The 23,623-nt window shown below is 60.6% G+C and carries 19 protein-coding genes; 12 read left to right on the top strand and 7 right to left on the bottom strand.

Annotation, left to right across the window (positions count from 1 at the left end):
* The first annotated feature begins 346 nt into the window (after positions 1–346).
* The 5 genes from GT003_RS26540 (at position 347) to GT003_RS26520 (ending at position 5,165) form a co-directional block, all read left to right on the top strand.
* Positions 347–1,531, top strand: a complete 1,185-nt coding sequence (locus GT003_RS26540) for a GntR family transcriptional regulator (protein ID WP_161703700.1) — start codon at positions 347–349, stop codon at positions 1,529–1,531.
* Between the two features lie 74 nt (positions 1,532–1,605).
* Entirely contained in the window at positions 1,606–2,370 is a 765-nt protein-coding gene (locus tag GT003_RS26535; RefSeq protein ID WP_161703698.1) for an SDR family NAD(P)-dependent oxidoreductase, read from the top strand.
* Positions 2,367–3,356, top strand: coding sequence for a C-terminal binding protein (locus tag GT003_RS26530; protein WP_161703696.1), 990 nt, complete (start codon positions 2,367–2,369; stop codon positions 3,354–3,356). The genes GT003_RS26535 and GT003_RS26530 overlap by 4 nt, the downstream gene beginning before the upstream one ends.
* A 26-nt stretch (positions 3,357–3,382) precedes the next feature.
* Entirely contained in the window at positions 3,383–4,384 is a 1,002-nt protein-coding gene (locus tag GT003_RS26525; RefSeq protein ID WP_161703694.1) for a zinc-dependent alcohol dehydrogenase, read from the top strand.
* A 136-nt stretch (positions 4,385–4,520) separates the two neighbouring features.
* Positions 4,521–5,165 (top strand): cyclase family protein, encoded by a 645-nt coding sequence (locus GT003_RS26520; RefSeq protein ID WP_161703692.1) that lies wholly within the window; start codon positions 4,521–4,523, stop codon positions 5,163–5,165.
* Positions 5,166–5,244: 79 nt separating this feature from the next.
* On the opposite strand, the gene GT003_RS26515 is transcribed toward GT003_RS26520, so the two are convergent.
* Both GT003_RS26515 and GT003_RS26510 read right to left on the bottom strand, forming a co-directional pair.
* Entirely contained in the window at positions 5,245–7,419 is a 2,175-nt protein-coding gene (locus GT003_RS26515; protein WP_161703690.1) for a glycoside hydrolase family 36 protein, read from the bottom strand.
* A 195-nt stretch (positions 7,420–7,614) separates the two neighbouring features.
* Complete coding sequence (locus GT003_RS26510; protein ID WP_161703688.1) at positions 7,615–8,481, bottom strand: AraC family transcriptional regulator; 867 nt, start codon at positions 8,479–8,481, stop codon at positions 7,615–7,617.
* A gap of 142 nt (positions 8,482–8,623) precedes the next feature.
* On the opposite strand from GT003_RS26510, the gene GT003_RS26505 reads away from it, so the two are divergent.
* Complete coding sequence (locus GT003_RS26505) at positions 8,624–11,359, top strand: alpha-L-rhamnosidase (protein WP_161703686.1); 2,736 nt, start codon at positions 8,624–8,626, stop codon at positions 11,357–11,359.
* Positions 11,360–11,812: 453 nt separating this feature from the next.
* Here GT003_RS26505 and GT003_RS26500 read toward each other — a convergent pair whose 3' ends face one another.
* The 3 genes from GT003_RS26500 to GT003_RS26490 form a co-directional block, all read right to left on the bottom strand.
* The gene (locus GT003_RS26500) at positions 11,813–12,598 is read right to left on the bottom strand and encodes an SDR family oxidoreductase (RefSeq protein ID WP_161703684.1); all 786 of its coding nucleotides are present in this window, start codon (positions 12,596–12,598) and stop codon (positions 11,813–11,815) included.
* A 157-nt stretch (positions 12,599–12,755) separates the two neighbouring features.
* Positions 12,756–13,241 (bottom strand): DinB family protein, encoded by a 486-nt coding sequence (locus GT003_RS26495; RefSeq protein ID WP_161703682.1) that lies wholly within the window; start codon positions 13,239–13,241, stop codon positions 12,756–12,758.
* Positions 13,242–13,352: 111 nt separating this feature from the next.
* A complete protein-coding gene (locus tag GT003_RS26490) occupies positions 13,353–13,946 on the bottom strand; it encodes an HD domain-containing protein (protein ID WP_161703680.1) in 594 nt (197 codons plus the stop codon).
* 301 nt (positions 13,947–14,247) lie between these two features.
* Here GT003_RS26490 and GT003_RS26485 point away from each other — a divergent pair, with 301 nt between their 5' ends.
* The 4 genes from GT003_RS26485 to GT003_RS26470 all read left to right on the top strand — a co-directional run bounded on the left by GT003_RS26485 (position 14,248) and on the right by GT003_RS26470 (position 17,959).
* Positions 14,248–15,267, top strand: coding sequence for a glycoside hydrolase family protein (locus GT003_RS26485; protein ID WP_161703678.1), 1,020 nt, complete (start codon positions 14,248–14,250; stop codon positions 15,265–15,267).
* A gap of 51 nt (positions 15,268–15,318) precedes the next feature.
* Complete coding sequence (locus GT003_RS26480) at positions 15,319–15,900, top strand: hypothetical protein (protein WP_161703676.1); 582 nt, start codon at positions 15,319–15,321, stop codon at positions 15,898–15,900.
* Positions 15,901–16,004: 104 nt separating this feature from the next.
* Positions 16,005–17,189: a GNAT family N-acetyltransferase gene (locus tag GT003_RS26475; protein ID WP_161703673.1), complete on the top strand. Its 1,185-nt coding sequence runs from the start codon at positions 16,005–16,007 to the stop codon at positions 17,187–17,189.
* Between the two features lie 497 nt (positions 17,190–17,686).
* Positions 17,687–17,959 (top strand): 50S ribosomal protein L33, encoded by a 273-nt coding sequence (locus tag GT003_RS26470; protein WP_161703672.1) that lies wholly within the window; start codon positions 17,687–17,689, stop codon positions 17,957–17,959.
* Positions 17,960–18,115: 156 nt separating this feature from the next.
* Here the strand turns inward: GT003_RS26470 and sdaAA are convergent, their stop codons facing one another.
* The gene (sdaAA, locus tag GT003_RS26465; protein WP_161703670.1) at positions 18,116–19,135 is read right to left on the bottom strand and encodes an L-serine ammonia-lyase, iron-sulfur-dependent, subunit alpha; all 1,020 of its coding nucleotides are present in this window, start codon (positions 19,133–19,135) and stop codon (positions 18,116–18,118) included.
* Positions 19,136–19,150: 15 nt separating this feature from the next.
* On the bottom strand, positions 19,151–19,828 hold the full coding sequence (sdaAB, locus tag GT003_RS26460; RefSeq protein WP_161703668.1) for an L-serine ammonia-lyase, iron-sulfur-dependent subunit beta: 678 nt from the start codon (positions 19,826–19,828) through the stop codon (positions 19,151–19,153).
* Positions 19,829–20,063: 235 nt separating this feature from the next.
* Between sdaAB and GT003_RS26455 the strand changes: the two genes are divergently transcribed.
* Complete coding sequence (locus GT003_RS26455; RefSeq protein ID WP_161703665.1) at positions 20,064–21,746, top strand: response regulator transcription factor; 1,683 nt, start codon at positions 20,064–20,066, stop codon at positions 21,744–21,746.
* Positions 21,743–23,518 (top strand): cache domain-containing sensor histidine kinase, encoded by a 1,776-nt coding sequence (locus GT003_RS26450; RefSeq protein WP_161703663.1) that lies wholly within the window; start codon positions 21,743–21,745, stop codon positions 23,516–23,518. Before GT003_RS26455 ends, GT003_RS26450 begins: the two co-directional genes overlap by 4 nt.
* Positions 23,519–23,623: the final 105 nt, after the last annotated feature.

The following is a 23,623-nucleotide window of genomic DNA, read 5'->3' as shown; positions in this document are numbered from 1 at the left end:
GTACGGCTGTGTTCTTCCAAAAGACTATGCAAACGGCCCAATTGATAGAGTGTCCTACGACGGAAAGCAAGAAGAACCCAAGGCGAACGTAAGTGGAATGCAAGCTGATAGCCATATCAAAAGCAAGCCAAAAGCAAGCCAAAAGCAAGCCAAAAGCAAGCCAAAAGCAAGCCAAAAGCAAGCCGAAAGCACCGGACCGACTTCCGTTAAGAAGCGTTTCTCGTCGCGGGCGGCGACGTCGGGGATGATCGCGGGGGATCATGGATCGTTTGTCAGTTTATATCCAATATACTATACTCAATATATCCATTATTTAATGCCGTTATCATTCGGGAGGTTCCGTTTCGTGAAAGCTCAAATTCCGTTATACAGCCAAATTCAACAGTACGTGCTGGAGCAGATCCAGACCGGCGCGCTCCGGCCGGGCGATCAGGTGCCGCCGGAGAGGAAGCTGGCGGACCTGTTCAACGTCAGCCGAATCACGGCGAAGAATGCCATTATCGGACTGGTCGCCGAAGGGTATTTGTTCCGCCACCGCGGCAAAGGAACGTTCGTCTCGGATCAAGAGGCGCCTGCGCAAGCGGCGCAGAACGCTTACGCTTCCGGTATTGGCGCTGCTGCAGTTGGAAGCGAAGCAAGGGCGGCCATCGTAGCGGCGGCCGGCGCGCTGCGTGCGGAAGCGCGGTCCGGAAAGCCCCGGAGAGTCGGGATGATCATGCCCTGGATGGAGTTCCGTTATCAGTCCCTGCTCGTCTCCGGCGTGGAATACGAGCTCAGCCGGCGAGACTGCCATCTCGTCTTCAAGCGGGTGGACGAACAGAACGGGGAAGAGCAATCGACGCTGCAGCAGCTGCTCGAACTGCCGGTCGACGGGCTGATTATCGTCGCGAGCCGCAGCGATTTCATTCACGACGCCCTGCTGCGGCTGCTGCTGGAGAAGTTTCCGATCGTTTTCGTGGAGAAGTATTTTCGCGACTACAAGGTCCATGCGGTTCATTGCGATACGGAGAAAGTGGGGTACATGATGGGCGAGTACTTGATTCGCGCAGGCAAACGCAAGGTCGGTTACGTGAGCTATCCCGCGGATTATACGGCCGGGGTCAAGGAGCGGCTGTTCGGATTCCAGTCGGCGGCGATGGCGGAGGGAATACCGCTCGTGCATTTGAGCCTGTCGCTGTCCGTATCTCCTGCCATCGTGACGGGCATGAACCAGCTGCATCATCAGCCGGTTCCGGCGGAAATTTTCGACTTTCTCGACAGCCATCCCGATCTGGAAGCGATCGCCACCGTCGATGCGCATATCGCCCAGTTCGTGGGCAGGGCGTGCCGGCAGCGGGGGAGGCAGATGACGATCGTCAGCTGCGACGAGCCGAGCTTTGCCGCGGAATGCGTCATGCCGGAGGCATACGTCGACCAGTCTCCGGTAGAGATGGGCATCGCCGCGGCCGAGCTTATTCTTGATGTGATGGAGCAGCGGCAATCGGAGGCGTCGATTCGGAGAGTCGAACCTAAACTGGTGACGCTGAAGTAAAAATTGGATATATTGACGTAACCAATATGCGTTTCTATAATGGGGGAGTAATGAATCCCATTCGAGGTGATCGCATGCGAGGATTAGCAGGCAAAATCGCCGTCGTGACCGGCGGCGCGCAAGGGCTCGGCAAGGCCATCTCCGAGCGGCTGAGCGAAGAGGGCTGCGAGGTGTGGATGCTGGATCTCAATCCCTTGGGAGAGGAGACCGCCCGCGCCATTGAAGGCAAGACGGGCGGCGCCGTGCATTTCGAGCTGGTGGATATACGGGACGAGGAGACGCTGCGCGATGTCTTCCGGAAGATCGAAGCGCACTCCGCGCGCGTCGATCTTCTGGTCAACAACGCGGCCCGCTTCGTGTTCAAGGGGCTGGAAGCCAGCGCGCAGGATTGGAACGAGACGCTCGGGGTCAATGTCGTCGGCACGTCGCTCGTGACGCAGCATTGCGTACCGCTGATGAAGAAGGTCGGCCGGGGCGCCATTGTTAACATGTCTTCTGTAAGCGGTTTCATCGGACAGCCGAATTTCGCTACGTACAACGCGACCAAATTCGCCATCCGCGCGCTGACGAAATGCTGGGCGATCGAGCTGAGCCCGCATCGCATACGCGTGAACAGCGTTTGCCCCGGCTACATTCGGACGGAAGCCTTCGAGAACAGCTGCCGGCAGCTCGGCATCGACGCGGAGGAAGAAGATCGCCGGGTATCCCGCCTTCATATTTTGGGGCGGCAGGGCTTGGCGGAAGAAGTTGCGGGTGCGGTCGCATTCGCGGCTTCGGACGACGCGTCGTTCATGACGGGAGAAGACTTGGTCATCGACGGGGGGTATTTGGCCATATGAGTACGAGCAACCGATGGACCGCAGCCGTGACGGATCATGCTTTTCCGGATCTGCGGCAGGAGGAAGCCATATTGCGGCCGATGGGATTCGATTTTCGCGTCGGTCAGTGCAGGACGCCAGAGGAGACGGCAGCGTTCTGCGCCGACGCCGACGCGATTCTGACCCAGTGGGCGCCGATCACGGCTGAGGTCATCGAAGGACTGAGCCGCTGCAAGATTATCGTCCGCTATGGAATCGGCGTCGACAACGTCGATCTCGAAGCCGCGAAGCGGCGGGGCATTCCCGTCGTCAACGTGCCGGATTATGCGGTGCAGGAGGTCGCGGATCACACGCTCGCGCTGATGCTTGGCGTCGTGCGCAAGATTCCGCAGGTTGTGTCCCAAGTGAGGCACGGCGTATGGGAAATCGCTCCATGCCGCCCGATCATGGGTTTGGCCGGCCGCGTGCTCGGCACCGCCGGCTTCGGCAATATCGCCCGTGCCGTCATCCGGCGGGCGCAAGCCTTCGGCATGAAGACGATTGCTTACGATCCGTATGTGCCGGAGCATGTATTCGCCGAGCATGGCGTCGAGCGCGTGGATTGGGAAGGGCTGCTGGGCCAAAGCGATATTCTGTCGCCTCATCTTCCGCTGACCGAGAAGACCCGTCATGCTATCAATCGCGATGCGTTCGCTCGCATGAAGCCCGAAGCTTACCTGGTGAACACGTCGCGCGGCGGCATCGTGAACGCGGACGATCTGGCGGAGGCGCTTCAGGAAGGCATGATCGCGGGCGCGGCGCTGGACGTGCTGGAGGTCGAGCCGATCTTGCCCGACAGTCCGCTGCTGCAGCTGGATCAGTGTCTTGTGACCAGCCATTGCGCCTGGTATTCGGAGGATTCCCTGCTGCTGCTTCAGAAGTATGCCGCGCTTGAGATTGCGCGCTTGTTCGAAGGCGGCCGGCCGCTTCATATCGTCAATCAAGTAGAGCCGCGGCCGATCGCGTAGCCGCAATCAACAGAGGAGGAAGGCTTATGCAAGCGCTGGTCTACAAAGGTCCGCAGATCGTGGAGATCGAGGAAATGGCGGTGCCGGCATGCGGAGCTCATGAAGTGTTGATCCGGGTTGAGAGCGTCGGCGTCTGCGGCAGCGAGCTGGAGGGATACCTCGGCCATAGCGGCATTCGGAAGCCGCCGCTCGTGATGGGGCATGAATTCGCCGGACGCGTTGAATCGCTGGGGGCGCAGGTTGTCGGTTTGGCCGCTGGGGACAAGGTTGTCGTCAACCCGCTGATCGCATGCGGCACCTGTACCAACTGCTCGGCAGGCAGGACGAATATATGTCTCTCGCGGCAGATCGTAGGCATCCACCGTCCGGGTGCGTTCGCCGACTGCGTCGCGGTCCCGGCCGCCAACGTGCACAAGCTTCCCGATACGATGGATGCGCGGCTGGCCTCCTTGGCTGAACCGCTCGCCGTGGCCGTTCATGCCGTAAAGCTGGGCATGCGTTCGCTGGAAGACCTGCTGATCTACGGGGCGGGGCCGATCGGATTGCTGTGCCTGCAGGCGGCGCGGCAGATGGGAGCAGGCAGGATCGCGATCGCCGACATCCAGCCGGGCAGGCTGCGGCTCGCCGAGCAATGGGGCGCCGCGGCGATCGATGCCAGGGACTTCAAGCAGGCGTACAAGCGGACGTTCCCGGACGGGGTGTCCTGCGTCATCGACTGCGCGGGGGTGCAGGCGACCCGGGAAGGCGCGCTCGCGGCCGTCCGATCCGGCGGCACGATCGTGATGGTCGGCCTTGGCCAGGATCGCTCCCATCTGGACGTGAACGACCTCGTGCGCCGGGAGATCGCGCTCGTCGGGTCGTATACGTATTCGCCGGCGGACTTCGAGCAGGCAATCGAGCTCTTGAAGCAGGGCCGCATCGATATAGCCGGCTGGACCGAGGCGCGTCCGCTGGCCGAAGCGCCGAACGCCTTCCGCGAGCTGGTCGAGGGACGCAGCGCATCCGCGAAGATTTTCCTGACCCCATGACGCCGGGAGCCCGCGAATTCCTTCTGATTGCCTGAACGATTCGCGCCATTCCATGATCTTCGCATGCCTGCCGCCGTGAATGAACCTGCCGGCGGCAGCCTTTCTTCGTCAATCCAAACCGAGAGGATCGAAGCCCATGCCTGTCAGAATGATCGACTTATCGCTGGAGATCTACCACGGCGCGCCGACGTTTGCCTGGGATCCGAAATGCGCCGTAATCGTGCACAATACGACCGAATCCATCGGGTACAACATTACGCAGTTTTCGATGAGCTCGCACCAAGGGACGCATCTCGACGCGCCGTTCCATTTCCTCGACAACGGCAGGACGGTGGAGCAATTAACGCTCGCGCAGTGCGTCGGGGAAGCGCTCCTGATCGATCTGTCGCATAAGAAGCCGAGAGAGCCCATCACCGTCGACGATTTCGAGGCGTACGCATCCCGCATCACGGAGGGCGCCAAGGTCATCTATCGCACGGACTGGTGCAGCCAGTTCCCGGCCAAGCACTACTTCTCGGATTTCCCGTATATGACGATCGAACTGGCCGAGTGGCTGGCGGCGCGCAGGATCGGCATGATCGGCATGGACGTCCCGACGCCGAACCCGACGGACTACGATCCCGTCCATAAAGTGCTGCTCGGAGCCGAGATCGTCATCGTGGAGGGCTTGCAGGGGTTGCGCCAGATCAATGCCGAGACCTTCTTCTTCTCCGCCGCGCCGCTCAAGCTTGTCGGACGCGACGGCGCGCCAGTCCGGGCATATGGCATGCTGACGGAATAGAAGCGGCTCTGCACGGAAAAGCGGCAATCCGGAATGCTCCGGAATTGCCGCTCTTTAACGCTCTTAACAAAATCCCGTTCTACACCAACACCTCGAACAACCGCGCCGTAAACCGCCCCTCGAGCCGGACGGTCAGCGTGCCCTGCGATTCGTTCAGGCTTGCCCCGGCCTGTTTATCCGCATGCGCCGCGGAAGGATAGATCTGGCGCGCCTGCGCCTCGCGTCCCCGCAGGAAGGCGAGCGGCAGCGTCAAGCACTCGTCTCCGCTGTCCAGGCGCCATACGGCGATGACGGCCCTGCCCTGCTCCTCGTTCCACAATCCCGCGCTGCCGAAAGCCTGCTTGTCCCCGATGCGCATCATGCCGGTCGGCCATATGCCGGAAGACTGCCGGATGAAGCCGCGCAGCTCCTTGAAGAGCGCGATCCCTTCCTGCACCAGCGCGAAGTTGCGCTCGTCCGCGCGATCGATTCTTCCGGACATGTACAGGTTCGCGAGCAGGCCGTTCACCATGTTAAAGACCGTTTGCTCGCCGTCCTGCATCCGAGCGGCGTCGCGCTCGAGCGCGGCATCCGCCTGCTCCCTGTCCGGGAACAGCACGGGCATCGGATACGCCCAGACGCCGGCATGCTCGGGAGCCAGCGTCGCGAGCGCTCCCGATACGATAGCCGGGTACTTCCAATAGATTTCCTGGTCGGAGGTGCTTTGCACGTCGAAGCGCTGAAGGATCCCGTAGTCCTGCCGCATGGCGCCCGAACCGCAATTCTCCCAAATGACGTTCGGATGCCGCTCGCGAACCTCGTCCATGAACTGATAAAACGCGTCTACGTAATCGAGCAGACCGGCTGCTTCCGACCCGCTTGGTTCATCGACGCCGGTGCTGACGCATTGGTTGTAGTCGTTCTTGATATAGCGGACGCCCATGGCCGCCAGCCGGTCGATAACGCCGTGAACGTACGCACGAACGTCGGGGTTCCGGTAGTCCAAGTAGACGCGGTCCGAAGCGCCGATCCGCCGGCCGCCGCGGAGGAGGAACCAGTCGTCGGGCTTGCTGAAGAGCCCCGCCTCTTCGCCGCATACCTCGATCTCGAGCCACAGTCCGGGGAGCATGCCCTTGGCGCGAATCAGGCCGAGGATACCCGGCAGTCCTTCCTGCCCGAACCGGTCGCCGCTCGGGTTCCAGTCGCCGAGCCCTTGGCCCCAGTTCGCCGTTCGCGAGCCGAACCAGCCCGCATCGATCATGAATACTTCCGCGCCGGCCCGCGAAGCCGCCTCGATGAGCGGGACCAGCGATTCCTCTGTGGGATTGCCCCATAGGCAGTTCATGTAGTCGTTGAAAATAACGGGATACGCGCTGCCTGGCGTAGGCAACTCCCGAAGAAGCGTTCGGCGGTACCGCGTCAGCTCCCGGATAGCTTCTTGGAAGCCGCCTTTGGCGCAGCCGAAGGCGGCCGTCGGCGCCTGGAATGTCTCGCCGGGGGCCAGCGATTTCCACCAGCCGCCATGGCGTTCGCTTGCGGCGTCGAGCTGCACGTATAAGCTGCCGGCTTGGCTCGTGCCGCCGAGGCTTCTCCGGCCGATTTCCATATGCCAATGCGAGGAGGTTTCGATCTGGCCGTACCAGACCTGTCCGCATTCCACGTCCTCGATGACGATCATCGGCACGAAGCGCCCCGTGCTCCACGTGCCGACGGACGAGAAATGCACGGCCGCGAAGTCCGGATGCACCGCCACCGGAAATACGCCAAGCTCCTCGAGGCCGGCGCTGCGCCACTGTCCTTCGCCTTCCCAGGTTTGGAGGCAGTAGTGGACGCGGATCTTGGCGGGATCGTTCCAATCGCGGATGCCCTCCGCGCCCATTCCCTGCACGAAGAGGGAAGACACGTGATCGAGCGCGATCGGCTCGCTGCCTTCGTTGGTAACGCTTACGTTTTGGCGATACGCCGAAGCGCCGGATACCCACTCATAGGCGACGGTAACGGCGATATGGTGCTCCGGATGGCGGTACAGCAGCCTGAATCCGTCCGCGCGGTCGACGATCTCGTGCAGCACGAGTCCTTCCGTGACGCTCGAATAGCCGTCGTTCAGCGCCGCGTAGCGCCCGAACGTACGAGGGCGAACGCCGAGCTGCACCGGCGCGAGGGCAAGCGGCTCCAGCGCGGCTGCGCCCGCTCCGGTCGTGCCCAGGTAGGCTTGGCCGAGCTTTTGCCCGTGAGTTTTGAAAATCATCTGCATCTGTTCATGCTTCTTGTTCATGGTCGACGCCCTTCCTTATGAACGGAGATAATGGCAGCGGGAGCAGCCGAAGACAACTCGGGCACGGCCGCTGTCTCGCTTCAGTGTATGCCGGGTGGAGGAGGGAAACAATATCGAATCTTGCGGCGGAAGCTATCGGATCTTGCGGACGGGGAGAGTCATTCGTTCCTGCCCTGCAGGAGGCGATGCCGTCCGCTAACTCTCCGCCCGGCTGCGGTACTCCCGCGGAGATACCCCATTCTTCCTCTTGAACAGCTCGTTGAAATAGGTGATATCCTGATAGCCGACGGCCGAAGCGATATCGCTGATTTTGCGGTCGGTATCCCGCAGCAGGCGGCAGGCTTCGCGAATGCGGACGTTCTGATGATAGGCTTTCAGCGGCATGCCGGCATGCTTCTTGAACATGCGATGCAGCTGGCGTTCGCCGACGCCGGCGATGGCGGCCATCTGCTTGGCGGGCAGCTCCTGCTCGAAGCGGCCGTGCACGGCCGCAATGACCGCCTCGACGCCGTCGGGAACGAGGACGGCCGCGCCTGAGGCATCGCTTCGGCTATCCATTCGGAACAGGTAGAGCAGCAGGCCCAGAACGCCTTGATAGAGCGCGGCTTCGCGGCCGGGGCGGTCTGTCTGGTACTCGTCGTGAAGCCGCTGGAACATCCAGTGGAAATCCCCGTTCGAATCGCGGAACCGGCGGTACTGCTGCGACTCCAGCAAAGGCCGCAGCACCGCGCCGCCCGGCACGGCCCCGACGAGACGAAGCGCGGCCTCCGGCGCGATGACGCAATTGTAGACGATGAGAGGATGCTTGGGAGCGGCAGCGGAAGGCCGGAACACATGGGATACGCCTACAGGCAGGAAGAATATGTCGCCTTGCGCGACAGGGAACCCTTCTTCGCCGATATGATGCGTGCCCGCCCCCTCGCCGACGAAGCTGATCTCCAGAAAGTCATGCCGATGCTCCGTAAGCTCATAATTCTCCGCTACCCGATTGACGTAGACCGGCAAAGCGGGATCGAAGAACGTTTCCCCGGTATAGAGGAGGATCGGACGGCGGAGCGTCATGGCGGATTCCCCCTTTGCGCGAATGTCTGATTAACCCTGAATAGAAGTCTGTTTTGCCCTGAAAATAATTCGTGCTTCCATCTTATACTGAGGGAACGGAACGATACAAGACATCAATTCTCAATAGAATGGAGCGTGCAAGATGAGGGGGATAACCGTTACGTCGCTTACTAGCGAGTACCGTACGGAGCTGCTCGGGACGGACGTCCGGGCGCCGCGGTTCGGCTGGCAGCTGGGGTCGGATCGCAGAGGCACGGTTCAGGAAGCCTACCGGCTTCAAGTCGCGGAGGCGGACGGGGATTATTCGGCGCCGTTGTGGGATTCCGGCCGCGTGCTGGCGGACGCTTCGATCCAGATCGTATATGCCGGACCGGCACTGCGATCTCGGACGCGCTACAAGGCGCGGGTTCAGGTGCGGGACAACTTCGGCCGCGAGTCGGATTGGAGCGACTCCGTCTGGTGGGAAACGGCGTTCTTCTCCCCGGATGAGTGGCAGGCCCAGTGGATCACGCCGGCTGCATCGGCGATTGATCCGCAGGCAGCGCCGGCGTTCTTGCTGGCCAAGCGGTTTGCGGTTCGATCCGGCGTGGTTTCCGCGCGCGTGTATGCGACGGCCGCTGGCGTGTACGAGCTGTACCTGAACGGGGAGAAGGTCGGCGACGAGCTGCTCTCGCCCGGCTGGACCAGCTACCGTTACCGCCAGCAGTACCAGACGTACGACGTGACGAGCCTGCTGGCCGCCGGGGGCTCGAACGGCATCGGCGCCATACTGGGCAACGGCTGGTACAAAGGCCGGCTGGGCTGGGAAGCGAACAAAGTCAATCACTACGGCGACCGCCGCGCGCTGCTGCTGCAGCTGCATGTCGTCTATGCGGACGGCACGGAGGAGGTCGTGGGCAGCGACGCGTCGTGGAGAGCGGCCGAAGGTCCGATCCGGCTGTCGGACATTTACGACGGCGAGACGTACGACGCGAGTATGGAACAGAGCGGCTGGAGCACGGCGGAGTTCGACGATTCGGCCTGGAGCGGTACGGAAACGATCGATCTGCCCGTGACGCAGCTGAAGGCGCAGGAGCATCAGCCGATTCGCGTGACGGAGGTCATCAAGCCGAAGAGCCTCATCCTTACCCCGAGAGGCGAGACCGTGCTAGATATGGGACAGAACATGGTCGGCCGTATTCGGCTCTCGCTGGATGTGCCTGCGGGTACGACGATCACGATCCGGCATGCGGAGGTGCTGGATAAGGACGGTAATTTCTACATCGGCAATCTGCGTACGGCGAAGCAAACGATCGTGTATACGGCGGCAGGCATCCCGGGCGAAACGTACGCTCCGACCTTCACGTTCATGGGATTTCAGTATTTGAGCTTCGAAGGACTTCCGGAAGGGGCTGCGGACGGACTGCTGACGGCCGTGATTGGCGAAGTCATTCATTCCGACATGATGCCGACGGGCGAGTTCGACTGTTCGAGCGACATGGTGAATCGGCTCCAGCATAATATCCGGTGGGGGCAGCGGGGGAATTTCGTCGATTTGCCTACGGACTGCCCGCAGCGCGACGAGCGTCTCGGCTGGACGGGAGACGCGCAAGTATTCGTTCGGACGGCCGCGTTCAACTATGACGTCGCCTCGTTCTTCACCAAATGGCTGCGGGACTTAAAGGCCGATCAGCGTCCGAACGGCAGCGTGCCGTTCGTCATCCCGAATGCGCTCAGCTCCTCCGGATTGCCGCCCGCGGACGAGGATATTCCGACGTCGGCCGCCTGGGGAGACGCAGCGGTGATCTGCCCGTGGACGATCTACCTCTGCTATGGCGACGTTCGCTTGCTGTCGGAGCAGTACGAGAGCATGCGCGCATGGGTCGAATATATTCGCGGCCAAGGCAAGAACGAGCACTTGTGGAACACCGGCTTCCACTTCGGCGACTGGCTGGGGCTCGATGCCAAGGAAAACAGCTATATCGGCGCGACACCGCGGGACTTAATCGCAACGGCTTACTTCGCTTACTCGGCGCGCCTGCTGCGGGAAACCGCGGTCGTGCTCGGCAAGGCGGCGGACGTTCGCGCGTACGGCGAGCTGTACGAACGGATCAAGGCGGAATTCCGCCGCGAATTCTTGACGCCGAACGGCCGGCTGGCCGCCCCGACGCAGACCGCGCATGTGCTGGCGCTCGTGTTCGGGCTCGTCGAAGGCGACGCCAAGAAGCGGATCGCGCGCGAGCTGAACCAGATGGTTGCGGAGAACGGCCATCACCTGACGACGGGCTTCGTCGGCACGCCGTATCTGTGCTTCGCGCTGTCGGATAACGGCTATCACGCGACGGCGGTGAAGCTGCTCATGCAGGAGACGTATCCATCGTGGCTGTACTCCGTATCGAAAGGCGCGACGACGATCTGGGAGCACTGGGACGGCATCAAGCCGGACGGCTCGTTCTGGAGCGACGACATGAACTCCTACAACCACTACGCTTACGGCGCGGTCGGCGAGTGGATGTATCGCTGCGTGGCCGGGCTCGATATGGATGAAGCGCAGGCGGCATACAAAAAAGTCCGCATTCGCCCTCGTTTTGCGGACGGCGCGCTGACGCATGCGCGCGCGGCGCTGGAATCGCCGTACGGCCGAATCGAATCGGGCTGGAAGCAGGAAGGCGGGGAGACGGTCGTGCGCATCGCCATTCCGGCGAACGCGACGGCCGACGTGATCTTGGAAGGCATCTCGCTGGCCGAGCTTCAGGAAAGCGGCAATGCTGCTGCAGCTGCCGACGGCGTGCTTACGGCGGCGGACACCGAAGGCGGCGTTCTCCTGACCGTCGGATCGGGCGAGTATGCGTTTCGTTACGCGGTGAAGGAGAAGGCGGAAGAGCCGGTGCTGGCGTAGCAGCAGAGATTGACCATACGCAGCGCGGGAGATGGAACGCTGCACGCGAGAAGCCCCGAAGGAGCCGATAGGCTCTTTCGGGGCTGTTGCTGTTGAGGATGGAGAGCTGCCCGAGCGGGACTCGAACAAATCAACAGTCCGACCCTCTCGAAATAGGTGCAAATCTGCACTTATTTTCGAGCGAAAACCACGTCAAAACGAAATAAGTGCAATCGTGCAACTATTCATCCGCTCAAGTGCTAGACTGACTCGAAATCAGCGAAATAGTTGCAGAATTGCACCTATTTCTAATTCCGGGCTTAATTGGCGGGAATAGTTGCAGAATTGCACCTATTTTCGATTTCCAGGCAGGCCTGATGAGCCGTGAGCGGCAATAGGTGCGGGATCCAACGATTCACAGGTATATCTCTTCGCCGCAAGTCCTCGAAGCAAACTCTCCAAGGCCAAACACGGCTAAATGCCCCGTACCAACCCGCCGTCCACCATCAAGCTCTGCCCGGTTACGTAGCTATTCGCGGGCGAGACCAAGAATGCCACGTAGCGGGCGAATTCTTCCGGCTGGCCGTAGCGTCCGATTCCGATTTCGCGCTCGGACCTTGCAACCTGCTCCTCGTACGAGATGTCCGTGCTTGCGGCACGCGCCTTGTCCAGCGTCCGGATGCGGTCCGTATCGAAACGGCCCGGCGCGGCGGAGTTAATCAGGATGTTCCGCGGCGCGTATTCGTCGGCGAGCGTCTTGATCAGCCCCTGCACGCCGAGGCGCAGCGCGTTGCTGAGCACGAGGCCCGGGATCGGCTGCTTGATCGACGTCGAGGAGACGTAGACGATCCGTCCGCCCTCCGCGGGAAAATGAGGCAGCGTCCGCCGGATCAGGCGCACGACGCTCATCACGTTCAATTGGAACGCCGACTCCCATTGCTCGTCCGTTATCGACGCGAACGGTCCGGAGGGCGGGCCGCCCGCGCTGCACACGAGCCCGTCGATGCGGCCGAATCGGTCCACGCTCGCCGCGACGAGCGATTCGATGTCCGAGGCAGAGGAGAGGTCGGCCCGCACGGCAAGCACGTCGCCGCCGGTCGCCGATCGGATGTCGGCTGCCGCCGCTTCGATCGTTTCCGCGTTTCGGCCGCAAACGACCACGTTGGCTCCCTCCTGCGAGATGCGCAGCGCGGCTGCTTTTCCGAGCCCTTTGCTGGCTGCCGTCACGATGACGTTACGTCCTTCGAGTTCCAAATCCATCCTTTTCGAACCTCCTCTGATAATGACGCATGTACCTATTGTGCGTAAGGGGCTGAGTTGTTGCTATTAGCAGCGATAGCCTGATTATACCTCATGGAAAAGCAGAAAGCCGAACGAAGCTCAGGCTTTGCCTGTTTCGTTCGGCGTTTACAGCGGATTAAGCTTTTCCTTCGGCTTCCCTGTTCGCGAAACGCAGCAGCAGGCCGATCGCATTATAATGCATCCCTTCGTGATAGAGGGTATAGCTCAGAAATTCGTGAACGGTGCGTAAAGTTAACCCGTTCTTTGTCGTGTAAGGGGCTTTTACTTCTTCGTATAAACGGTCTTGCAGCGACCGTTGAATGCGTACCTGCTGATCCGCAAGCAGCTTAATCAACGTCTCGGACGAGGGAGCCTCCCCGTTCCAATCGGCAGGTTTGGTGCCACTTGCGAACATGCGCTCGAAGTTGTCGGGCAACAGCATGGGCTCGCCGGCAAAATGAAAAGCAAACCTCTCCTGAACGTAGTAAATATGCCCCAAATTCCAACTGACATTGTTATTGAAGCCATTCGGAACGGCATTCAGCGCGCTCTCAGGCCGTCCTTCCACGGCACGGATCGTCAACTGACGGATAAATTCAAGCTGCTTGAATAAGGGGTTCATCGCATATCCCTCGCTTATTTTGAATTTGACCCAATAGGGACATGAAATGTCCCGTAGGGACGAAAAGTGTCCTTAATTGAATTTTAACATTCCTGGTAAGCCGCGGCAACCCTACGGCAGTAAATATCCTTTGGCTACCGCCTCTTCCAGCAGTTCATCCACGAAACGTCCCAAGGCGGGGGCGGCTTCGGCAATGACGGCCATTCTCTTCTTGACGGCCGCCACCGATACGTGGTGCGCTTTCCATGCCTTGCCCTCGGTATAGAAGTTGTGCAGCACCGGGTGAAGCCGATCGATCGCCGCGGCATACCGGGCTTCTGCCGTCTGCCCTTCCTCGAACTCGATCCACAACGCCATCCACGCCTCCCGCTGGTCCGCCGGCAGCAGTCCGAAGATCCGTTTGGCCGCCGCTAATTCGCGTTCCCATTTATCCTCGTAGCCCTTGGTGTCGTAGGCGAACGTATCGCCCGTATCGATCTCGACCAAGTCATGAATGAGCAGCAGGTGAACGACCTTCTTCACGTCCAGCGTTTGATCCGCGGCATGCTCCTGAAGCAATAGAGCCATGACGGCGATATGCCACGTATGCTCGGCGTCGTTCTCGCGCCGCGAGCCGTTCATCAGGTACGATTGGCGCAGCACGTGCTTCAGCTCGTCGATCTCGCGTATGAACTGTATTTGCTGCCTGATCCGTTCTGCTTCCATCTCGAAAATCTCCTTCGTCGTGCAGGATTTCAATCGCCGATCCGTTACCGTGCATTTTATCATGGCCGAAGAAAATCGCAAAAGGACTTCTGTCTTGGCGTGAACGACCGGACTTACGGCCGGGTGGATTTCAGGTTGAACGGATCGGACGCGGGAGCCTACGAAGCAGGGATGGGGGGAGCGATGCCGAACTCGTACAGAAGGCGCTTGGGATGCTTGAATACGCGATGCATGGACAGCGCTTGCCGAATTGCGCGGTTGGCAGTCGGACAATCTTTCCGGATCGGAGTGAAGGAAGAACATGATTACCCAGGGGATCGAAAAGTATTTGACGCCGTATAAATTGGATCGTCCCGTGCTGACGGGTTCGGGCGTGCCGGGCGCTTACGACGAGCTCGCGGTGGATTGCCCGTTCGTGTTTCGCCATCAAGACAAGTTCTTCATGCTGCACGTCGGCTTCAACGGCGTCGCCTACCAAACGGCGCTTGCGACGAGCGACAATCTGATCGACTGGACGCCGTACGGCGTCATTCTAAAGCGCGGCGAAGGCAGCGGATGGGACAGCCGCAATGCGGCAGGCTGCTGGCTGCTGCGCGAGAACGACCTGGACGGCGTGCCGAAGCTGAAGAAGTGGAACGACCGTTACTGGCTCGTCTATCATGCGTATCCGGACGACGGTTACGAGGCCGGACCGGCGCGGATCGGACTGGCTTGGACGCAGGACGAGGATCTGCTCACGTGGAACCGACTGCCGGAGCCGATTCTGACGCCGGAGGACGGCGAGGCATGGGAACGCGGCGGCCTGTACAAGGAGTGCATCATCGAGCATGAAGGAAAATTCTATATGTTCTATAATGCAAAGAATATGCCCGACGCCGAGGATGACTGGATCGAGCAGACCGGGTACGCCGTGTCGGACAACCTGACCGATTGGACGCGCTCCGCCGCGAATCCGGTTCTGCGCGTGACCGAAGGCCGCTGGGATTCTCGCTTCGTGAGCGACCCGTGCGTCGTGAAGGACGGGGATCGCTGGCTGATGTATTTCTTCGGGTTTGACGGCCGGCATGCGCAGGAAGGCCTTGCGCTGTCGGACGATTTGACGTCATGGACGAAGCTCGAGGAGCCGATTCTGCGCAGCGGCGAAGCGGGCGAGATCGACGCGACTCATGCGCATAAGCCGAGCGTCGTCAGGCACGAGGGCGTGCTGTACCACTATTACTGCGCGTGCCGCCCGAACCGGCCGGGCGATCCGACGACGAATTTCGGCAATGAGTTCCGCACGATCTGCGTTGCCGCGTCCCGGCCGTTGGCGGGCGAATAGCCGACCGTGAATCGACCGTTGGACGACGGTTCGAAAAAGGAGGAAGCCGCAATGTCCGACAGGACGTTAAGCGAAGCTATTCGCCATGAGGCCGATCGGATTCTGAACGAGCACGGTCTTATGGCTGCAATGGCTGCATACGGACAGCCTGTCGTGCAAGGCAGCTATGCCTTGGATCTGATGACATGGCGGGACCTGGATATGTATTTGGTGACGGAGGACCGCAGTACGTCCTGGTTCTTCGAATTAGGCAAGGCGATCTCCGAATGCTTGCAGCCGTCTAAGATGAGCTACAGGAACGAGTCGAACGGCGAGTCGGCCCATTTGCCGAAGGGATTGTATTGGGGAACGTATGCCAAGCTGTTCGGTCAAGCGTGGAAGATCGACGTGTGGGCGATCGATTCGGAGCAGTACAAGCGGAAGGAAGAGGCGTTCGCGCTGCTGCAGGCCCGGCTTCATGACGGCAACCGGCCCGTCATCCTCGCTTTGAAGAACGAGCTGTACCGGCATGCGGATTACCGGAAACGCTTCTTCAGCGTGGATATCTATGAAGCCGTGTTCGAAGGCGTGCAATCCAAGGAACAATTTTCGGTCTGGCTGGAACGTCATCGAGGCCTGACGTATTCCTTCTAGCCGAACAGTCACGCTTACGAGAAGGCCGGTCTCCGAACTAGGCATGCCAGGGCGGGCAGGACTGGCCCGAATCTCAATTAACTTGCATGAAATGAGGGATACGCATGAACGAATTACGTACGCTGCATCGGGACGAGCTGGCGGATAGCTTCGCGTTGTCCGAGTTCGCGTTTCAGTATGAGCTGAAGGAGGAAGACAGGAACGAGCAGATCGGCCGAACCGACGAGAATCAAGTGTGGGGCTATTTCGCGGACGGCAAATTGGCTGCCAAGCTCCAGCTGATTCCGCTGCATATCTGGGTGAACGGACGACGTTTCGCGATGGGAGGCATCGGCGGCGTTGCCACCTGGCCGGAGTACCGGCGCGGGGGAATGGTTGCGCGGCTGCTCGGTCAATCGCTCAAGACGATGCGGGATCGGGGGCAGACGGTGTCTTTGCTGTCGCCGTTCAAGTTTGAATTCTATCGGAAATACGGCTGGGAGGCGTTCGTCGATCAACTCCACTACGAGATTCCCGTCGACAAGCTGCCCAAGTTCGAGGCGGCGGAAGGCAGCACGGTCAGGCGCGCGGCGAAGGATGGAAAGCTGCTGAACGCAATCTATGCGGAGTACGCGAAGCAATTCAACGGAATGATAGATCGCGACGAGGCATGGTGGACGACGAATACGCTGCGCAAGAAGGGCACGGCGGCGATCTACGCGAACCCGCAGGGAGAACCTCGGGGGTATGTCTATTACCACGTGAGCAATCGGGTTGCGACGCTGCATGAATTGGTGTTCCTCGACGAGGAAGCGCGAAGAGGGCTGTGGAAATTCATTGCCGATCACGACTCCATGATCGCGAAGGTGGAGGTTAAAGCGCCCGTGGACGATCAGCTTCCGTTCCTGACGCAGGATCCCCGGTTCAAGCAGGAGCGGGTCCCTTATTTCTCGGCGCGAATCGTCGATGTCGAAGCGTTTCTGAAGCAGTACGCTTTTGCGGTAGACGCTGAGGCCGAACCGATCCAGCTGCAGGTGACGGACAAGCATGCGGATTGGAATCAAGGGACCTACCGGCTGGAATTCACGGCTAGCGGGGAACCTGCTGCGGTCACGAAGCTTGGCGAAGGCGAAGTGCAGGAGGATGGCATGCTGAGCTGTACGATCCAAACGCTGGCGGCTCTTCTTATGGGGTATCAGCGAGCGGGCTTCATGGCGCGCATCGGGCGTCTGCAAGGCTCGCAGGAACAGGTGAACCGCTTGGAGGCGGCCATCCCGCAGCGAACGCCGTATTTGACGGATTTCTTCTAGACTGCTCGGAAAGCTGCTGATTTGCAGCATTTCAGCGCATGTTGAACGGGGAAAGCTTGAAAAGCTGCATTTTGGCATGATTTTCGGGCTGCACGCCAGCATAGGATGCTCAAAAGCTGCCGTTTTGCAGCAATCCAGGGCATTTGGGCGGATTGGTACTGAAAAAGCTGCCGTGACGCAGCTTTTCGATTCCGAGTGTATACGCGGGAGGCCGGGAGCCGACGCAAGCCATTTGGCAGCTTGCTCGCAATCCGGGTTTCCTCTTGCTCGACAGCTTGTTCGGAAGCCTGCTCGGATGCTTGCTCGACAGCTTGTTCGGAAGCCTGCTCGGATGCTTGTTCGGCAGCTTGCTCAGTTTGCACTTCGGTTTGGGCGTTCCTTCGGGAGCGCCTTTTTTCGATCCGCCCGATTCTATGAAATCCCAGTCACCCTCCTGCGTGCCGGAATAGATTAATAGAGTACTAGATTCAAAGGTACCCAAATGGGAGGAATGGCGGATGGCGATCAGCAAAAAAGAGCTTGCGAAGTATACAGGCAAGAAGATCTACGCGGTCAAGAAGGACGGAACGGTTGTGACGGGGACATTGGCGCAAATTTCGGGCAATCGCGTGGTGCTTGTGCAGGAAAAAGGGAAGACGGTCAAGACGAAGGCGCTTCTCCCCTTGGTACTCTTTGATTTGCTGGCGATTGGCTTGTTCACCGGATTTGACGGCTTCGGGTATGGCGGCTACGACGGCTACGGGTACGGCGGGTATGACGGTTTCTATTAAGGGATAAGAAGAGGCGCTCTTCTCCGGCTGCGGAGGGGGCGCCTTTTTCTTGCGTTGAGGGAGACAATGCTGGAACATTCATGTCGCAAGTGCGGTCAGGAAAGCAGCGGTGGCGGGGAAGAAGGGAAGAAGGCAAGGAAGTGCGGCGCTGCCCCGCTACTTCTTCTTCCGCAAATCCTTCATGATCTGCTGCCCCGTCGGCGTCTGGGCCAGCCCGCCTCTGGCGGTCTCGCGCAGCGTGTCCGGCATGGCGGTGCCCACCTCGAGCATGACCTGGACGACTTCGTCGGAAGGGATGACGCTGCGCACGCCGGCGAGCGCCATGTCGGCCGCGGCCAGCGCGGTGACGGCGCCGAAGCCGTTGCGGACGATGCAGGGCACTTCCACCAGGCCGCCGACGGGATCGCAGACGAGGCCGAGCGAATTCTTGAGCGCCAGGCCGACGGCGTGAATGGCCTGCGTCGGCTTCGCGCCGCGCATGTCCGCCAGTGCGCCCGCGGCCATGCCGATCGCGGAGCCGACCTCCGCCTGGCAGCCGCCTTCCGCGCCGGAGACGAACGAATTGTTGGCGATGACGTAGCCGATGGCACCCGCCGCGAAGAGACCGTGCGTCATGTCCTCGTCGCTCCAGCCGAACCGCTCCTGGCAGCTGACGAAGACGCCGGGAATGATGCCGCAGGAGCCGGCGGTCGGCGTCGCGATGATGCGGCCCATCGAGGCGTTGACCTCGGAGACGGCTAGCGCGTAGCTCATCGCGAGGCTTGCCTCGTCGCCGAGCAGCGTGTGCCCGCCGGGCGGCACTTCCGCGCCAAGCGGCGCTTCCGCATGGGGGGGCGATCCCGCGCCGAGCGTCGCCTTCGCGCCGGGCGAGGCATCCGCGCCAGGCGCCGCCCCTGCAATAGGCGGCACTTCTACGCTAGGCGTCGCAGCTCCGCCGCGATAAGCCAGAATCCGCTTCGCATCCTGGCCGGTGAGCCCGCTGCGGGACGTCGTGTCCTCCGTTAAGCCGCGGCGGACGGCATCCTTCATGATCCCGTAGTATGTCGCCATCTGCTGGAATTCCTCTGCGGGCGTCTTGCCGGACTCCCCGGCTTGTTCCTGCAGCATGTACCGGCCGATGGACAATCCGGCGGCTTCCGCTTGCTCGGCGAGCTGCCGCAGCGTTCGGAAATGCATGGAATCGCGCTCCTCTCACGTGATATGAACGAAACGAACGGAATGGATCTCGTCATAGGCGGCGAGCTCGCCTCGCAGCGTCGGCGGGAAATCCTCGTCCGTCTCCAAGACCATCATCGCCTCGCCGCTGCGGCTCTTGCGGTCGACGGACATGGTGCCGATGTTGATGCCGTGCTGCTGCAGCAGCCGCGCCACGATGGCGATCATGCCGGGCGCGTCGGCGTTCTGGATGACGAGCGTCGGATAATTGCCGGTCATTTTCACCTTGAAGCCGTCGATGTCGACGATCTCGATATTGCCGCCGCCGATGGAAGTGCCAACCAATGTAAACGCCGGCTTTTCATCGCCTGCGTCCGCGTACAGATGCAGCTCGGCGGTGTTGGGATGGGGGAACAGCCCTTTTCCCGTAATGGCGTCCGCCTGCATCCCCGACTGCTCCGCAATCGCGAGTGAATCCGGCAGGCGGACGTCGTCCGTCGCCATATCCAGCAGGCCGCCGACAATGGCGGCGTAGGTGCCGTGTCCCTCGTACGTCGCGGCGAACGAGCCGTAGAAAATGACGTCCGCCCGCTTCGGAAGCGGCCCGAACAGCTGCCGCGCCGCACGCCCGATGCGCGCCGCGCCGGCGGTATGCGAGCTTGACGGCCCGATCATCGGCGGCCCGATGATGGAGAAAACGTCTTTGAATCGCACGGCGACTCCCCCCGATGGGCCGGTTCCCGCCGGCCCGTTCATGATAAGTTCCAGTCAAAATGGTAGTATGTGGAACGCGCCGCGAATTATGCATTCCATCGGCATGAGCCACTTAGAAGGCCGTTTTAGCGACAGTGGGAAATAAATCCTATTGAAAAATTCCCTATCCAACGCCCGGCAGACGTAGTACTGTATGAAGAAAACAAGAGGTCAGACAGGCTGAAAGGAGATCGGGATGAACATTCTCATCGTAGACGATGAACCCCGGCATGTAAGAGGGATGGTTCACATGCTCCGGACGATGCGCCCGGATGCGCGCGTCACGACGGCGAAGGACGGGGAAACCGCGCTTGCGAGCGTGCGCGCGGAGCTGCCCGACGTGGTGCTGAGCGATATTCAGATGCCGAACATGGACGGGCTGACTTTCCTGAAGCGGCTGGAAGAGGAAGAGCTGAGAACGAAGGTCGTCATGGTATCGGCGTACAATCTGTTCGAATACGCCCAGACCGCGGTTCGCCACGGTGCCTATGATTATTTGCTGAAGCCGGTGGATACCGGCAAGGTGGATGCGCTGCTGGAGCGGCTGGAGCAGCAGCTCGCGGCCGAATTGCAGGAGCGGGAAGCGTCCGCCGAGATGCTGCAGCGGCTGCAGCTGGCTTCGCCTGCCTACCGAAGCCGGCTGCTTCATCAGTGGCTGGCCGGCGAGCTGCCGGCCGAAGAGCGGGCAGGACTGTACGATTGGGAGCTGCTGCGGGAAGTCGATGTCCTGATCGTGACAGAGATCAACCGGCAGCCGCAGCGTCCGACCGAGATGATCTCGAAGCCGCGCAACAGCGGCGATAGCGATAAGGAAGCGGATTCGCAGTCGATGCCGCTTCAGGCGCTGACGGAAGAGCTGAGCCGGCTGGCCTCGGCATTCGGACAGGCCTGCGTGTTTCCGCTGCAGACGGAGCCGAACCAAGCGATGCGGCTGGTCACCGCGCTGAAGCTTGCGAAGCCGCTGCGGCAGGAGGAGCTCCGCGGCGCGCTGCTCGCGATAACGGATGCCTGGCGGCAGCATGGCATCATCCGCCATGGCATTGGGTCCATGCCGACGTCTGGAGAAGAAGGCATGGGCAGCGGCGAGTATGCCGACATCCCTTCCCTGTACCGGCAAGCCCGGACTGCCCTCGGCTTCGCCTTCCATGACGAATGGCAGGGAGTCGTCTTCGGCGAAGCGCTTATTCCGCAGTCGGCAAGCGCGGCCTTCAGCCTCGACGGGGAAGAGCTGTTCGAGGCGCTTCAGGAACCGACGCCGGCAGCGGCCGAGGCGCTGTGCCGCCGTGCCTTCCGGGAGCTCGCGGCGCAGGGACATGCCGAGCCCAAGCTCATGAAGGATCATGCGGCGCTCATGCTGATGAAGATCAAGAGCCGCACCCGGGATATCGTCGACCCGCAGGTTGGAAACGTTCTCACCGGCGCGGCTGCATCGGATATTGCAGCGTGCCCGAGCAGCAGCGCGCTGATGGAGCTGCTGCTGGAGTGCCTGAACGCCGTGCAGCGTTCGCTCGCCGAGCGCAAGCAGGGCCGCGGCGAGTTCGTCGTGGACACCTGCTTGAGCTGGATCCAGGCGAACTACCAGGCGGACATTACGCTGGAGATGGCGGCGGTGCAGTTTCACTTCAACGCGTCGTATTTCAGCACGTTAATCAAAAGCCGGACGGGCCGCTCGTTCTCCGAACACGTGACCGAAGCGCGCATGCGGCGGGCCAAGGAGCTGCTCGCCGCAGGCCGGCTGAAAATATACGAAATCGCGGATCAGTGCGGCTACCGGGACACGAAGTATTTTACGCGGATGTTCAAACGGCAGGTCGGACTGTCTCCGGAAGCTTATAAACATACGGCGCGGCCGAACGCCGGGAACGAGGAGGCGCCATGACATTCCGGATGAGGCTGCTGCTCAGCTACCTGACGCTGATCGCGCTGCCGCTCTTCATACTGAGCACGCTGTTCTATCGGACGAGCCTGAACGTCGTCACCGAACAGGCGCAGAAGAACGTCTATGCCGTCGTCCAGAAGAACAACGACGTGATCGACACGAAGCTCGGCATCGCGGATCAGAACAGCCGCGCGCTGTTCGTGGACAAGGATCTATTTAACATCTTCAACAAGCTTAATCCGTCCCGCGAAGAGGAGCTGATCGCGGCCGACCGCCAGGTATCCGCGATTCTAAGCAAATATTTCTCCCAAGACGAGGACGTTTACAACGCCCAGCTGTGGACGTCGTATCTCAGCTTCGGCTTGTCGCGGGCCATGCCCCAGGGCGATCCGACGCAGTCGCAGGTGTACAAGGAGGCCGTGAAGGCGGCGGGCAAGATGGTCTGGTATCCGACGTACGACTTCATCCGCATGTTCGATCAGCCTTGGTTGACGGAGGGGGCGATCGATTACCGGTATTTGTTCTCCGCGACCCGGCTGCTGAACTTTTCCCACATGGAAGACAGCACGATGGTGAAGCTCAAGCCGAACGTGGAGCGTCCGGTGCTGACGATCAGCTACAAATCCACGGTGCTCGATCAGCTGTTCGAGAAGAGCATCCCGACGGGGTCGTCCTACATGGTCCTGGACCCCGATAATATCGTCGTGGCCTCGAGCGACAAAGCGCAGATCACCAAGCGTTACGAGCAAGCCTGGCTCGATGCGCTAAGCAAGCAAAAGAGCGGAACGCGGCGTTTGAAGCTCGGCGGGGAGAACCAGATCGTCTGCTTCGACCGCTCGGAGGTGACGGGCTGGATGTCGATCGTCATTACGCCGCAGTCGGCGCTCGTGAGCAACCTCGTTCCCGTCATCCGCACGTCGACGATCGTCAGCGCGCTGGCTTTGATCATCGTTGCGCTGTTGTTCGCGTATTTCATCCTCGCCAGAATGACCGGTCCCATCAAGAAGCTGATGAGCGCGATGCGGTCCGTGGGCGAAGGGGATTTCCAGACCCGCGTCGAGGTCGCCCGCAACGACGAGTTCGGCCTGCTGTCGCAGCGGTTCAATCGGATGAACGACCGTATCCACCTGCTGGTCAAAGAGAATTACGAGATCAAGCTGAAGGAGAAGGAAGCGGAGATTCATGCGCTCAACATGCAGATGAATCCGCATTTCCTGTACAACACGCTCAATATCATGAACTGGACCGCGATCGAGAACAATCAGAAGGAGCTCAGCCACATGCTCGTCTGCTTGTCCAATATGCTGCATTATACGTCCCGTAAAGACTGGGGCGCGGTGCATCTCTCGGAGGAACTGGAATGGATGCGCAATTATTTCTACATTATGGCCGTCCGCTTCGAGGGGAAATTCGTCGTTGCGTACGATATCGAATCCGCGCTCTATGAAGAAAAGCTGCCGAGGCTGCTGTTTCAGCCGTTCGTGGAAAATGCCATCCTTCACGGCTTCAGCAGCCTGGAGCAAGGCGGCCTTATCGAGATTCGCGGCTGGACGGAAGGAACAAGCCGGTATTTCGAGATTCGCGACAACGGCCGCGGCATCAGCAAGGACGGCATCGACGCGATCCTATACAAGGAATCCGCATCCGTCGGCATCAAGAATACAATCTCGCGCATTCGAATGGCTTACGGGGATGAATACGGCATCTCCATCCAGTCCGTGCCGGGCGAAGGAACGAGCGTGAGAATCCATCTTCCGCACAAGACCCAATAATAGTCCACCATTCTAAAAATGCTCGGGTTTTGAAAGCGTTACCGTTCTCTTACAATAAGATCATCATAGACTGCAGCTATGAGCCAATGAGGATGAACGCAGAGA

It is taken from the genome of Paenibacillus sacheonensis (assembly GCF_009909195.1).
In the GTDB taxonomy this organism is placed as follows: Bacteria; Bacillota; Bacilli; order Paenibacillales; family Paenibacillaceae; genus Paenibacillus_Z; species Paenibacillus_Z sacheonensis.
This window is presented reverse-complemented; position numbering and strand designations above follow the sequence as displayed.

Excerpts from the sequence above, each read along its gene's own strand:
- GT003_RS26490 (WP_161703680.1), bottom strand. The coding sequence starts at position 13,946 with ATGGAAGCAGAACGGATCAGGCAGCAAATACAGTTCATACGCGAGATC.
- GT003_RS26535 (WP_161703698.1), top strand. The coding sequence starts at position 1,606 with ATGCGAGGATTAGCAGGCAAAATCGCCGTCGTGACCGGCGGCGCGCAA.
- GT003_RS26520 (WP_161703692.1), top strand. The coding sequence starts at position 4,521 with ATGCCTGTCAGAATGATCGACTTATCGCTGGAGATCTACCACGGCGCG.
- sdaAA (WP_161703670.1), bottom strand. The coding sequence starts at position 19,135 with ATGCATTTCCGAACGCTGCGGCAGCTCGCCGAGCAAGCGGAAGCCGCC.
- GT003_RS26495 (WP_161703682.1), bottom strand. The coding sequence starts at position 13,241 with ATGAACCCCTTATTCAAGCAGCTTGAATTTATCCGTCAGTTGACGATC.
- GT003_RS26470 (WP_161703672.1), top strand. The coding sequence starts at position 17,687 with ATGGCGATCAGCAAAAAAGAGCTTGCGAAGTATACAGGCAAGAAGATC.
- GT003_RS26515 (WP_161703690.1), bottom strand. The coding sequence starts at position 7,419 with ATGAACAAGAAGCATGAACAGATGCAGATGATTTTCAAAACTCACGGG.
- GT003_RS26510 (WP_161703688.1), bottom strand. The coding sequence starts at position 8,481 with ATGACGCTCCGCCGTCCGATCCTCCTCTATACCGGGGAAACGTTCTTC.
- GT003_RS26530 (WP_161703696.1), top strand. The coding sequence starts at position 2,367 with ATGAGTACGAGCAACCGATGGACCGCAGCCGTGACGGATCATGCTTTT.
- GT003_RS26525 (WP_161703694.1), top strand. The coding sequence starts at position 3,383 with ATGCAAGCGCTGGTCTACAAAGGTCCGCAGATCGTGGAGATCGAGGAA.
- GT003_RS26500 (WP_161703684.1), bottom strand. The coding sequence starts at position 12,598 with ATGGATTTGGAACTCGAAGGACGTAACGTCATCGTGACGGCAGCCAGC.
- GT003_RS26455 (WP_161703665.1), top strand. The coding sequence starts at position 20,064 with ATGAACATTCTCATCGTAGACGATGAACCCCGGCATGTAAGAGGGATG.
- GT003_RS26480 (WP_161703676.1), top strand. The coding sequence starts at position 15,319 with ATGTCCGACAGGACGTTAAGCGAAGCTATTCGCCATGAGGCCGATCGG.
- GT003_RS26505 (WP_161703686.1), top strand. The coding sequence starts at position 8,624 with ATGAGGGGGATAACCGTTACGTCGCTTACTAGCGAGTACCGTACGGAG.
- GT003_RS26475 (WP_161703673.1), top strand. The coding sequence starts at position 16,005 with ATGAACGAATTACGTACGCTGCATCGGGACGAGCTGGCGGATAGCTTC.
- GT003_RS26450 (WP_161703663.1), top strand. The coding sequence starts at position 21,743 with ATGACATTCCGGATGAGGCTGCTGCTCAGCTACCTGACGCTGATCGCG.
- GT003_RS26485 (WP_161703678.1), top strand. The coding sequence starts at position 14,248 with ATGATTACCCAGGGGATCGAAAAGTATTTGACGCCGTATAAATTGGAT.